Consider the following 11,388-nt stretch of genomic DNA (forward strand, 5'->3'; position numbering starts at 1 on the left):
GACAGAATTGGGCTAATTGAGAGAGGAGGTTTTCTGGTTCATCGTATCCTTACAAAGGAACGACGATGAGACAGAAAACGGAAGTGACGAAGCCTTCTGCTGAGAAGGTGATCAAGGACATTTGGCGTATCACGCGCAAGCAATATGGCGCCGAGGAGAAGATCCGCATTGTGCTGGATGGTCTGCGTGGCGAGGAGTCGATCGCAGCGTTGTGCCTGCGCGAGGGAATCGCCGAGAGCCTCTATTACAATTGGTCGAAGGAGTTTCTCGAAGCCGGCAAGAAGCGGCTCGCAGGTGACACGGCGCGTGCCGCCACCAGCGACGAGGTGAAGGTGCTTCGCAAGGAAGCCCGTGATCTGAAGGAGGTCGTCGCCGAACAGGCGCTGGAACTGCGGCTGCTCAAAAAAAGCATGATCGCGGGTGGGGGCGACGACGAATGAGATACGCCGCCTCAGAGAAGCTCGAGATCATACAGATCGTAAAGCGATCCCATTTGCCGGCGCGTCGCACGCTGGAACGGCTCGGTATCCCGCGTGCCACCTTCCACCGCTGGTATGATCGATTCCTGACTGGCGGCGTCGAATCGCTCGAGGATCGCAGCCCAAGGCCTGGCCGGGTGTGGAACCGCATTCCCGAGCCCGTGCGGGATCGGATCGTCGAACTTGCCCTGGACAAGCCGGAGTTGTCGCCGCGCGAGCTGGCGGTGACGTTCACCGACACGGAAAGCTATTTTGTCTCGGAAGCTTCCGTCTATCGCCTGCTCAAGGCGCATGACCTGATCACCAGCCCGGCCTTCATCGTGATCAAGGCTGCCAACGAGTTCAAGGACAAGACGACGGCGCCCAACCAACTCTGGCAGACCGACTTCACCTATCTGAAGGTCATCGGCTGGGGCTGGTTTTACCTCTCCACCATCCTGGACGACTTCTCCCGCTACATCATTGCCTGGAAGCTGTGCGCGACCATGAAGGCCGAGGACGTCACCGACACGCTGAACCTGGCTCTTGTCGCATCAGGCTGCGATCGGGCAACGGTGCATCAACGGCCACGTCTGCTTTCCGACAATGGCCCGTGCTACATCGCCGGCGAGTTGGCCGACTGGCTTCAGGATCGAGACATCGATCACACCCGCGGCGCGCCGTGCCATCCTCAGACCCAAGGCAAGATCGAGCGCTGGCACCAGACGCTGAAGAACCGCATCCTGCTGGAGAACTACTTCCTGCCGGGTGATCTCGAAGCCCAGATCGCCGCCTTCGTCGACAACTACAATCATCGGCGCTACCACGAGAGCCTCGACAATCTCACCCCAGCCGACGTCTACCTCGGGCGCGGCCAGACCATCCTGTTGCAACGAGAAAGGATCAAGCGAAGGACCATCGAAATGCGGCGCTTGCAGCATCGCAAAGCCGCCGCTTAAAATGACAACCCAGATGAGCCAGAGCCTCCACTAAATCAGGCCGCCCAAAGTCTCAATTTATCTGATGACGAACACTCAGATAGGGGACCGCTCGACCAAGAGCGGTCCCCCGTAGTTTGCGCCGATGTAGCCGGCAGGCCTCATGATCAGCAGGAGACGTGTGATGGCTGCCAGGAAACCCTCTGACGACAGCCGCATCAAGAAGGGCGCGGAACTCGAGGTGATGCATCTGGCTCAGACCACCGACCTCTCGCCAAACCAGGCGCGGGACCTGTTGAAAAAGCATGGCAACGACTTTGCAAAGATCAAGGAAATCGCCGAGACCTATAAGGCTGAAAGCTAAAATTGGTCGGTTGAGCTTGCTGCCACCGACAAGGAGTTGATCGTACGAACAGTGCCGCCTTGAGTTGGCCGGGCCACGACCGATGCTGTCAGGGGCCACGATCCAGAAATGTTTTAAACTTATCGGGCATTTGGCAGGAACAAAGCCGACCTCTCCACATTTATAGAAATCTGGCGAGATCAGCGCCGTTTTCACCGCGAGGGGGAGAACCCAATGACATCAGACCGATCATCTCAGGGAGAGCCCTCCCCATCTGAAGCAGCCAGCGCAGGCTTAGGCGAGTTGAAGTCCAAGGTCGCCGGCGATCTCGCGTCCGCCAAGGACACGATCAAAGAGGAGGCAACCCACGCAGTCGAAAAGGTAAAGGACATCGCCGCTGAAAAGACGAACGTGATCGCGCGTCAAGTCGGTGGCATCGGAAGCGCTTTGGAGAAAGTCGCAATCGAACTCGAGAACTCGGACCAGCCGCAAGTCGGGCAATATGCCAAACAGATCGGCGCGACCGTCAAGAATTTTGCTCAACAGATGGAAGGCAAAGACCTTGGCGGCATCGCTTCCATGGCGGAGGATTTTGGACGAAAACAGCCGGTGGCGTTCCTCGGCGTAGCGGCGTTGGCGGGATTTGCCGCAAGCCGCTTTCTGACCGCTTCGGCCAATCGTCAATCCACTGCGTCCCCGCAGGGGCGCCCGCAAAGTGCCGAGGCTTCGGTGGAGGGTAGGTCCAATGGCTAATCCCGCGGACAACAAGCCGCTTTCGGAACTGGTCGGCGGTCTCGTCTCCGACGTTACCGGACTTCTCCGCAAGGAAATCGATCTCGCCAAGACGGAAGCCTCGGAGAAGGTTTCAAAGGCGTTGACCGGTATAGAGGTCGGTATCGTTGGTCTCGTCCTGGCGATCGGTGCTGTCGGCGTTCTGCTGAGCGCCCTCGTCGGCGGTCTTGCGACCGTGTTCGTTAATCAAGGCTTTACTGCCACGGGCGCCAACGCGCTCTCCGCGCTGATCGTCGGAGTGGTCATTGCCGTCATCGCCTGGCTGCTTATTTCCAGGTGCCTCGCCACCCTGCGCGGCAGCAATCTCAAGCTCGATCGTACCGCAACATCGCTCAAGCGCGATGTCGATGCTGTGAAGGAAAAATTCTGATGGCCACTACAGCGGAAAAGTCGTCTGCCGAGATCCAGCGCGAAATCGACGCTGATCGGCAACGGATTGGCGAGCGCATCGGTGCGATCCAGGAGCGGATGTCGCCGGGCCAGTTGATCGATGAGGTCCTCGCCTACACGAAGAATAGCGGAGGCGGGGAATATATCAGCAATCTCGGTCAGGCACTCAAGGCCAATCCTTTGCCGGTGGCTCTGATGGGCGTGAGCATGGCCTGGCTGATGGCCGCGCAGGGCTCTTCGACCGGCAAGGCAAGATCACCGTCCTCGAAGCCCGATGATTATCCGCTTTTCCCAGTCGAGGGACAGGTGCGCCGCCTTGGTCCACCCGAGAACGAAGGAAGCCATAGGTACAGCCGTTTTGAAGACGGAAGCGGGCGGCGGTTCAAGGCCCTGACCGACGATGCTGGCCGCCGGGCCGGGCATTTCGTCGATGAAGCCGGCAAGACCTACCGCGGCTTCTCCAATGCGGCCGGCAAGCAGATCGACCAGATCGTCGACGAGACAGGAGCGATGTTGGATACTGCATCGGGCTGGGCCTCCGATACCTGGTCGCTCGTAAAGGACACAGCAAGCCGAGTGGCTGGATACGCTTCGGACGCATCAAGCTCTCTATCCGAGAGATCGGCAAGCGCTGGATCCAACATGAACGAGCAGGTCGGCAAGCTCAATCAAGCCATCCTCACCCAGTTTCGCGACCAACCCCTCGTCGGCGGCGCGTTAGCATTCGCACTGGGAGCTGCGATCGGAGCCACCCTGCCGCATACCGAGAAAGAGGATGAGACCTTGGGGGAAGCCGCAGATGCTGCGAAAGACGCAGTTGCCAAACAGGCGTCTGCCGTTGTCGATCAGGGGAAGGAGATTGCCTCCGAAGTGTATGATAAAGCCGTGTCTGTCGCTTCGGATGTGCACGATGCCGCAAGGGAGCGCATCGGCGACGAGGTGGAGAGCTTTAAAAAGGGCGTAACCGACAATTAGGCGCCGACATACTGTGACCAACACGACCCCGTAACCGATAACCCCATTTGTGTATGATTTGCACGCGGAGTGCTTTCCTTTCGAAAGGCGCGTAGCTCCACTTCATCCTTATTGGTCGCCCCAGCGAGGAAGCGGGCCTGTAGCGTCTGCTTTCTCGCTTTGTCATCAAAGACTCGCAACTCGCTGACACAACTGATTGCCATTGTGCAGCGCAGCAACGATTTTGCTGCGAGTGCGTTGTTCGCACTGCCGTCCAGTTCGGGCGTCGTGGATCAGGGATGCCCTCATGCGCAAGATTTCGGACACCATTGGCCGTCTCGCAAGAATGCGGTCGCAGCGAAAGCTCTTTGTTCCAGACGCCGACAATTTATCGCGTCTGGGCGATCTGGATGCATTTGGATCAAATCCCGGTAACTTGGCCGCGCGCTGCTTTGCACCGGTGGACTTACCGCGGGGCGCTCCGCTGGTCGTTGTGTTGCATGGCTGTACCCAGAATGCCGCGGTTTATGACCGTGGCTCTGGATGGTCTCGGTTGGCCGACCAAGCGGGGTTCGCGGTGCTCTATCCGGAGCAACAGAGGGCAAATAACCCCAACGTGTGCTTCAACTGGTTTAAGCCTGATGACACGCGGCGAGGATCTGGCGAAGTTCTCTCCATTCGCCAGACGATTGAGACTATGGTCGCTTCCCACGGTATCGACCGGCAACGCATATTCATCACGGGTCTCTCCGCGGGGGGCGCCATGGCAACCGCCATGCTCGCAACCTACCCAGAAGTGTTTGCTGGCGGGGGCATCATAGCGGGGATTGCCTACGGCAGCGCGCTGACCGTCCCCGAGGCATTCGACAGGATGCGCGGGCATGGCGGGCCGTCACCAAAGCGTTTGCAACAGCTTCTCGCTGGCGCCTCGTCGCATGAAGGATCATGGCCACGAGTTTCGATCTGGCAGGGATCAGCCGATCAGACCGTCTCGGCTTCGAACGCCGATGCAATCGTTGCGCAATGGCGCGTTGTTCATGGCCTCGAGAAGGCGCCAACCGTTTCGGAATGGGACGGCGTCCGTACTCGCCTCGCTTGGTGCGACAAAGTCGGGCAGGTGAAGATCGAAATGAACACCATAGCCGGCATGGGCCATGGAGCGCCGATCGGGAGCGATGGACTGGGTCATGCCCAGCCCTTCATGCTGGATGTTGGTATCTCATCGACCTTGGAGATTGCGCGATTTTGGGGGATTGCAGAAGGCGCTGATCGGCAAAGCGCTGCTGTGTCGGGCCATCCGAAGCTTGAAGGTCCGCCGTCATCGATGGCCGCCACCATGGGGAGGAGACCTGGAGTGGGAGATCACCAGGCCAAACGGCCTAAGGTCCAGCAAGTCATCGAAGACGCACTTCGAGCCGCGGGTTTGATGCGCTAGCCAATCCTATCTGGCTTGCGGCCCGGCATTGCCACCCTTCGCCGCACCCAACATCCCGGGAACGCGGATACCAGTGGGACCGTTGAGAGTTTTTCGCGGTTCTTAGCCATGCATCTTGTTCAAATCCTTCTTCCTTGCGCCGACAACGAAGGTCAGCCCTTTCCGAGGGAAGATTTCGAACGGGTAAAGATGGAATTGGCAAGCCACTTTGACGGCGTCACTGCCTATCTCCAGGCGCCGGCGGAGGGGCTTTGGAGCGACGGCCCATCGACCGACCGAGATGACATCGTCATCTTCGAAGTCATGGCCGACGAGATAGATTTGGAGGATTGGCAAAGGCGGCGGGCGGACCTAGAGCGACAGTTCCGCCAGGACAAGGTCATTATCCGCTACATGCAAGTGGCATTGGTATAATCGGGTGCCGTCCATCTCCATCTCCCGGAGTAGCTACGACCCTCAGACAAAGATCCTGTCGGTCTGGTTCGTAACGAGCGGCAAACGTTACGACTACGAAGCGGTCCCGCCCGAGGTCTATCAGGCGTTCCGGCAAGCCTTCGCGAAAGGGCACTTCTTCAACGATCATATCCGCAATCGCTATCGCTACCGCCTGATCGCGTCAGAGTAGCCGGCGAGATCAAACTTCAGGCACCTGTGTCCGCGTTCGCCGTACCGGCGGGTTTCGATTCCGGCGATCCCTTGTGACGCAGGAAGATCGACAGCACCACCAGGACCGCGGTTGACATAAATTCGGACTGCCCGTTCTGGAAGGATTCGAACCAAAGCTTGGAATCCATAAGATAGCTCGCCAATGACTGGACCTTGCCTCCGTGGCGGACCGCTTCCTCGTTGGCAGCCGCCAGACTGGCCCACCGATGCAAGCCGAACGAAATGACAAACAGCCCCGCAAGCACAATTCCCAGCGAATAGGAGTAGAGCCAGGCAATCGCCGCGCCGTACTTTCGGGCAATCGGCGAAACCTCGTCATCAGGTCGGTCGGGATTGTCGGGATCGCGCGATTCCGCCGAGCCGCGCTGGAACAGCACGGCGGTGAGAACGACGTATGCCGACATCTGCAGGAACTCGCTTTCCCAGTTTTCAAAAAGCGCCGATAGGAAGTCCCCGCTTTTCATGTAGGCAAGCAGACCTACCGCTTCAGAGCCGTGTTGTTGAAGCTCCTCGTTGTGGACTTCATATCCTGACCAGACCATTCCCACCGCGCTGAAGGCGAACAGCCCGACCAGCGCAATTGTCAGTCCATTGTCACGGATAATCGATGCAAGCGGCTTGGCCGAAGACTGTCGGGGGGTTTTTGACATCCTGGAATTCCTCAAGAGAAATTGCAGAGTTCAATGTCATTGCCGACATGCAAGTTCCTAAACTCGGACGGTCAGAGGAATGAGGAACCGGATCCGCGGCGGCCGGAACCGCTTTCCTTGCAAACAGTTCTGGCTGAAAGCCACGATCCTGGACCTTTGATATCATGAACTCGACTACTGAACGTGATCTGGTAGCCGGTCTTGCGCGCGAGCATGGCATTTCCGCGGACGCGGTGAAGGTCGTCCTGGAGGCCCTGCGTCGTGGCGGCGGGACGATGGCGCAATTCAGCCATGCCGAGTTCGGCGGCATGTCGCAATGGTCGTCGGGAATGACCATGGTCGGCGACATGTTCAACGACAGCCTCAAAGCCAAACTCAGCGCCGTTGCCGGCAGCCTCGCCGATTGCCTTCGCGATCATCCTGCTGAGCGGAAGCAAGAGGAGACGTCAGTCAGCTACCGATCCACTGGGAAACCCTCTTCGGCATCATGGTGGCCCGACGAATTTGGTACCCCTTCTTCCGTCGGATCCCAGAACGACATGCGCTATGCAGTTTTTCCCGATGTCAACGGCGGAGCAATTCCAGGCCACTGGGGCGGAGTAAAACCAGGCCAGTCTGGGATCGACGGTGGCCGCTCGCGAAGCGCGCCTTTCAATTGCGCCGTAGCGAGCGAGCGGCCGTCAGGATACGGCGTGGTGGTTAGAGTCAGACGGGTTCCGGGCCGACCTGTAGGGCTTCGGCTAATCGCCCGTTTCAGCGGTGGCCTGGTTTTGCTCCGCCGCGTCGGCCGCGGTGGCGGCCCGACGCCGCCCGGCAGATTGCTTGAGGCGATAGCTGTCGCCATTCATGGTGAGGATATGGACGTGATGGGTCAGCCGGTCGAGCAGCGCGCCGGTGAGCCGCTCGGACCCCAGCACTGACGTCCAGTCCTCGAAGGGCAGGTTTGAAGTGACGATGGTCGAGCCGCGCTCGTAGCGCTGGGAGAACACCTCGAACAGGAGCTCCGCTCCGGTCGGCGACAGCGGCACATAGCCGAGTTCGTCGACGACGAGCAGCTTGACCGCCTGCAATTCGCGCTGCAGCTTCAGAAGCCGCTTCTCGTCGCGGGCTTCCATGAGCTGGTGCACCAGGGCCGCCGCGGTGGTGAAGATGACGGGGAACCCTTTCTGGCAGGCGGCAAGTCCGAGGGCGAGGGCGACATGGGTCTTGCCGGTGCCGGAGTTGCCGAGCGCGATGACGTTCTCCCGGCGCAGGATGAACTCGCAGCGGGCGAGTTCCAGCACCAGCATCTTGTTGAGGCCGGGAATGGCGGCGAAGTCGAACGTGTCGAGGCTCTTCACGGCCGGGAACCTAGCCTGCCTGATGCGCCGCTCGACCACACGGCGTTCCCGGTCGATCAGTTCCAGTTCCACCAGGCGCAGCAGATAGCGGGGATGATCGACGCCGTCGCGGGCGCATTCGCGGGCGACCTTGTCATACTCCCGCAGGACGGTCGGCAGCTTCAGCTGCTTGAGGTGATGGCCGAGCAGCACCTGCGGCGTTCCGCTCGTCGTTCCCGCTGGCATCGCATCGGCGCTCGCTTTGACGGTCATGCTGCTCTCCCTGGAATGAGCACCGCATAGTCGGCCGCCGACGTCGTCTTCACGCTGGTCTTTGGCAGATGGGGATAGGCGGTCAGATCGAGCCGCGCGGGACGACGCTCGATCCGGGCCAGCGCGATCTGCTTGACCGCGTCGAAGCTGATCGCCCCGAGCCGGATCGCTTCGGTAACGGCGTAGGTCACGACCTCTTTCGGGATTGCCTCCATCAGCCGCAGCACCTGGATGAACTCGCGTTTGCCGCGATTGCCCATTCGAGCTTCGAGGAGATGGCGCAGATGCTGGAATGTCTCGGGCAGGCCCCAATCCTTCAACGGCGCCGCCTGATCGAGCGCGTTCGGCTTGGTCTCGATCAGAGCCAGGTAATGCAGCGGATCGAAGACGAAGGTGCCCGATCCATACGACCGCTGATGCCGCGCGATCTCCTCGCCGCCGCACAGGATGACCACCTGGTCGACGAAGCCTTTCACCATCACCTCCAGGAAGCCATAGGCCGTCGGCACCGAGTAGTCGTTGCCACGGTAGCGCACCAGCGCTGTCGAAGAGACCCGGGCGGCCCGCTTCTCGCAGGGCTCCAGCGGCACGACCGGCAGATTCCTGAAGGCCTCAAGATCGGCGGCAAGCCGTTCCCCGATGGTCCGAGCATGGCGGCCGGCACGTTCGTTCTGTCGCGACCGGCATCGCACAGCCAGCATGTCGTTGAGATCATCGAAGCTGGCTGCCACCGGGATCGGCGTCAGGAAGTTCGAGCGGGCATACTTCACAAGCCCCTCGACCTTGCCTTTGTCATTGCCCTTGCCGGGCCGCCCGAACCTGTCGCTGAAGAGATAATGGCTCACCAGTTCCGTGAACGCCCGCGTCCGCTCGCGCTTGCTGTCGCCGCAGATCTTCGCCACCGCGATCTTCAGATTGTCGTAGAGAACCGACAGCGGCACGCCGCCGAAGAAGGCGAAGGCCGACACATGGCCATCCAGGAACGCTTCCGTCGTCTCGGCTGGATAGGCCTTCACGAACGGCGCATCCGACTGCGGCAGGTCCATGCAGAAGAAGTGGATCTTGCAGCGAACCCCGCCGATCACGCCGACTGCCTCGCCAAAATCCACCTGCGCATGGCCTGGCGGATGCGACAAGGGCACGAACGTCTCCCGGCCCCGTGCCCGAGCGATCCGGACATAGTCCTTCACCACCGTATAGCCGCCGGTGAACCCATGCTCGTCGCGCAGCCGCTCGAAGATCCGCTTCGCCGTATGCCGCTGCTTCACAGGCCCAGTCCGGTCCACATCCAGGATCGCATCGATCACCGGTAGCAGAGCACCCAGCTTCGGCTTCGTCACAGGCTTCGTGCGCGTGTAGCCCGGCGGCAGCGAGAACCGGCACATCTTCAATACCGTCTCGCGGCTCAGCCCAAATATGCGGGCGGCCTCACGACGGCTGTTCCCCTCAACGAAAACGAAGTGCCGGACGGCGGCATAGACTTCCACGGCAGACATTCCCGGCCGACCCCCAAAGGGGCCAGCCTAGCCACTGGACGGCTTTTACTCCGCCCGCACCGCCAACACGCCGGCGCTCCAATGGCCTAGTTTGTCACCGCCCTATCCAGACATGCTCCGCCACCACGGTGAAGGTATGATTGGGGCCACTCCCTTGCCGGTGATCAAGGGTAGAAATTCAGAACTGTCCGCCTCCGTCGCATAGCTGGTCGATTGCTTTTCGGTCTACCGATTGCCGTTAAACCAGGCCGTTTTGCTCGCCTAACATTGACTTTGCCCCCAGCAACGACCAAGTTCATTGTATGCGCACCGCCTGCTGCCATTTTCAGCTGCTGAACAGGGCGTGCCCCATCGCGGGCACCTGACCCCCGGCCTGGCGCGTCGCGATCCGGCCGAGGGGCGGATCGTTATCCCGGTCACAATGCCGGCCAATCGCGACAATCAATATTTCAACTGTGATGCGGCCTGCTCGTTGATGCGAGCGGCGTCTAAGAGGTCAACATGTCAGGTTCCAACACAAGGCGGCGCAAGCCTCCGATCACAATCCGGCAATCAGACCATGGTGCGCTGACGCGTCTGGCAGAATCGATTGCCGACAGGAACCCGGCCGTGTCGGAAGAACTGCTGACCGAACTCGACCGTGCCAAGATTGTCGATGACGCACGGCTGCGAGACGATGTCGTGCGCATGGGCTCCCGGCTGCGTTACACCACCGATACCGGCGAGGATCGCTCTGTCACCCTCGTCTTTCCCGGCGAGGCAGATATCGCTGAAGGGCGCATCTCGGTGCTCACACCAATCGGGGCTGCCCTCATAGGACTCTCGCAAGGGCAATCGATCGACTGGACCGCACGTGACGGTCGCGTTCACCGACTGACGGTCGAGCGTGTCGACCCTCCGGTGGAACAGACGGATATCCGGCAGGCATCATGACGAACCCCTCGCGGCTTGCCCTTTTCGGAGGCTGTCTCATCGCAGGATCGTGACCCCTGTGCCGCTTCGCGGCCAGGGGCTTCTCCACCTTCGTTTCGAAACCGATCCGCTCCGCAAGCGGAGCGCTGGAGATCTGCGATGCCGCACGAAACCTGCATTCTCACCACCAAGGACTTCACGATCCTGGAAGTCATGTTCGACCGCAGTCCTGACCCGTCTGCGGCGATGCCAGTGCTTCTGCGTCGTAAGCTGGATACCGCCAGAGTTGTGTTCCGTGACGACGTTGCGTCGGACGTGGCAACGCTTAGCAGCCGCATCTCCTTTTCAGTTGACGGTCGCGGCCCGGACAGCCGCGTTCTCTCACATGACCGGATGAATTCGCCCACTGGGCTGTTTCTGCCAATTACGACCCTGCGCGGTTTGGCTTTGCTTGGATTGGCCGAGGAACAGGCAATCACCATTGCGGACAATGACGGCGTCGAGACATGCATTCGGCTAGAACGGGTGCTTTATCAACCCGAAGCTGCAAGACGGGAGACGGCGGCTATGGCGCATGCTGCCACGCCAGAGATGCGGCGTTCATCCCTACGGGTCATCTCGGGTGCTCTCGCGACGGACCAGCGGAAAGCCTTTGCTTGTCTGGCGGTCGCTGATGACAGCGACGCTCCGGGGCCTACGGCGGCCTAGCAAGTCACTCAGACGAGCGCGGCCACTCACGCTGGCCTCAACAGACCCGTCGCG

At 60.4% G+C, this 11,388-nt stretch carries 14 protein-coding genes; 10 read left to right on the top strand and 4 right to left on the bottom strand.

Going from position 1 to position 11,388, the window contains the following annotated elements:
• Nucleotides 1-65 precede the first annotated feature (65 nt).
• The 8 genes from ACX82Z_RS22420 to ACX82Z_RS22455 all read left to right on the top strand — a co-directional run bounded on the left by ACX82Z_RS22420 (nucleotide 66) and on the right by ACX82Z_RS22455 (nucleotide 5,935).
• A protein-coding gene (locus tag ACX82Z_RS22420; protein WP_459912082.1) for an IS3 family transposase occupies nucleotides 66-1,417 on the top strand; the annotation gives its coding sequence in 2 pieces (ribosomal slippage) (nucleotides 66-402 and nucleotides 402-1,417; 1,353 coding nt in all).
• Nucleotides 1,418-1,580: 163 nt separating this feature from the next.
• Complete coding sequence (locus ACX82Z_RS22425) at nucleotides 1,581-1,760, top strand: DUF3606 domain-containing protein (protein ID WP_459912084.1); 180 nt, start codon at nucleotides 1,581-1,583, stop codon at nucleotides 1,758-1,760.
• A 213-nt stretch (nucleotides 1,761-1,973) separates the two neighbouring features.
• Nucleotides 1,974-2,492, top strand: a complete 519-nt coding sequence (locus tag ACX82Z_RS22430) for a nutrient deprivation-induced protein (protein WP_459912086.1) — start codon at nucleotides 1,974-1,976, stop codon at nucleotides 2,490-2,492.
• Nucleotides 2,485-2,901, top strand: a complete 417-nt coding sequence (locus tag ACX82Z_RS22435; RefSeq protein ID WP_459912087.1) for a phage holin family protein — start codon at nucleotides 2,485-2,487, stop codon at nucleotides 2,899-2,901. The genes ACX82Z_RS22430 and ACX82Z_RS22435 overlap by 8 nt, the downstream gene beginning before the upstream one ends.
• A complete protein-coding gene (locus ACX82Z_RS22440; RefSeq protein WP_459912089.1) occupies nucleotides 2,901-3,896 on the top strand; it encodes a DUF3618 domain-containing protein in 996 nt (331 codons plus the stop codon). Before ACX82Z_RS22435 ends, ACX82Z_RS22440 begins: the two co-directional genes overlap by 1 nt.
• A gap of 286 nt (nucleotides 3,897-4,182) precedes the next feature.
• Nucleotides 4,183-5,310, top strand: coding sequence for an extracellular catalytic domain type 1 short-chain-length polyhydroxyalkanoate depolymerase (locus tag ACX82Z_RS22445; protein ID WP_459912091.1), 1,128 nt, complete (start codon nucleotides 4,183-4,185; stop codon nucleotides 5,308-5,310).
• A 108-nt stretch (nucleotides 5,311-5,418) separates the two neighbouring features.
• Nucleotides 5,419-5,724 carry a hypothetical protein gene (locus ACX82Z_RS22450; RefSeq protein WP_459912092.1) on the top strand — a complete coding sequence of 102 codons (306 nt, stop codon included), beginning with the start codon at nucleotides 5,419-5,421 and terminating at the stop codon, nucleotides 5,722-5,724.
• 4 nt (nucleotides 5,725-5,728) lie between these two features.
• The gene (locus ACX82Z_RS22455; protein ID WP_459912094.1) at nucleotides 5,729-5,935 is read left to right on the top strand and encodes a KTSC domain-containing protein; all 207 of its coding nucleotides are present in this window, start codon (nucleotides 5,729-5,731) and stop codon (nucleotides 5,933-5,935) included.
• Between the two features lie 16 nt (nucleotides 5,936-5,951).
• On the opposite strand, the gene ACX82Z_RS22460 is transcribed toward ACX82Z_RS22455, so the two are convergent.
• From ACX82Z_RS22460 to istA, 4 genes are all read right to left on the bottom strand, one after another.
• Nucleotides 5,952-6,626, bottom strand: coding sequence for a DUF6766 family protein (locus tag ACX82Z_RS22460; protein ID WP_459912095.1), 675 nt, complete (start codon nucleotides 6,624-6,626; stop codon nucleotides 5,952-5,954).
• 71 nt (nucleotides 6,627-6,697) lie between these two features.
• Nucleotides 6,698-7,045, bottom strand: a complete 348-nt coding sequence (locus ACX82Z_RS22465) for a hypothetical protein (protein WP_459912097.1) — start codon at nucleotides 7,043-7,045, stop codon at nucleotides 6,698-6,700.
• 321 nt (nucleotides 7,046-7,366) lie between these two features.
• Entirely contained in the window at nucleotides 7,367-8,191 is an 825-nt protein-coding gene (gene istB, locus ACX82Z_RS22470; RefSeq protein WP_459912190.1) for an IS21-like element helper ATPase IstB, read from the bottom strand.
• 23 nt (nucleotides 8,192-8,214) lie between these two features.
• Nucleotides 8,215-9,714, bottom strand: a complete 1,500-nt coding sequence (gene istA, locus ACX82Z_RS22475) for an IS21 family transposase (protein ID WP_459912099.1) — start codon at nucleotides 9,712-9,714, stop codon at nucleotides 8,215-8,217.
• 501 nt (nucleotides 9,715-10,215) lie between these two features.
• On the opposite strand from istA, the gene rnk reads away from it, so the two are divergent.
• Nucleotides 10,216-10,647 (top strand): nucleoside diphosphate kinase regulator, encoded by a 432-nt coding sequence (gene rnk, locus ACX82Z_RS22480; RefSeq protein ID WP_459912101.1) that lies wholly within the window; start codon nucleotides 10,216-10,218, stop codon nucleotides 10,645-10,647.
• Between the two features lie 138 nt (nucleotides 10,648-10,785).
• Nucleotides 10,786-11,334 (top strand): nucleoside-diphosphate kinase, encoded by a 549-nt coding sequence (locus tag ACX82Z_RS22485; protein WP_459912103.1) that lies wholly within the window; start codon nucleotides 10,786-10,788, stop codon nucleotides 11,332-11,334.
• Nucleotides 11,335-11,388 lie beyond the last annotated feature (54 nt).

Source organism: Aliihoeflea sp. PC F10.4, from assembly GCF_054612275.1.

Excerpts from the sequence above, each read along its gene's own strand:
- ACX82Z_RS22425 (WP_459912084.1), top strand. The coding sequence starts at position 1,581 with ATGGCTGCCAGGAAACCCTCTGACGACAGCCGCATCAAGAAGGGCGCG.
- ACX82Z_RS22430 (WP_459912086.1), top strand. The coding sequence starts at position 1,974 with ATGACATCAGACCGATCATCTCAGGGAGAGCCCTCCCCATCTGAAGCA.
- ACX82Z_RS22435 (WP_459912087.1), top strand. The coding sequence starts at position 2,485 with ATGGCTAATCCCGCGGACAACAAGCCGCTTTCGGAACTGGTCGGCGGT.
- ACX82Z_RS22440 (WP_459912089.1), top strand. The coding sequence starts at position 2,901 with ATGGCCACTACAGCGGAAAAGTCGTCTGCCGAGATCCAGCGCGAAATC.
- ACX82Z_RS22445 (WP_459912091.1), top strand. The coding sequence starts at position 4,183 with ATGCGCAAGATTTCGGACACCATTGGCCGTCTCGCAAGAATGCGGTCG.
- ACX82Z_RS22450 (WP_459912092.1), top strand. The coding sequence starts at position 5,419 with ATGCATCTTGTTCAAATCCTTCTTCCTTGCGCCGACAACGAAGGTCAG.
- ACX82Z_RS22460 (WP_459912095.1), bottom strand. The coding sequence starts at position 6,626 with ATGTCAAAAACCCCCCGACAGTCTTCGGCCAAGCCGCTTGCATCGATT.
- ACX82Z_RS22465 (WP_459912097.1), bottom strand. The coding sequence starts at position 7,045 with ATGATCGCGAAGGCAATCGGCGAGGCTGCCGGCAACGGCGCTGAGTTT.
- istB (WP_459912190.1), bottom strand. The coding sequence starts at position 8,191 with ATGCCAGCGGGAACGACGAGCGGAACGCCGCAGGTGCTGCTCGGCCAT.
- istA (WP_459912099.1), bottom strand. The coding sequence starts at position 9,714 with ATGTCTGCCGTGGAAGTCTATGCCGCCGTCCGGCACTTCGTTTTCGTT.
- rnk (WP_459912101.1), top strand. The coding sequence starts at position 10,216 with ATGTCAGGTTCCAACACAAGGCGGCGCAAGCCTCCGATCACAATCCGG.
- ACX82Z_RS22485 (WP_459912103.1), top strand. The coding sequence starts at position 10,786 with ATGCCGCACGAAACCTGCATTCTCACCACCAAGGACTTCACGATCCTG.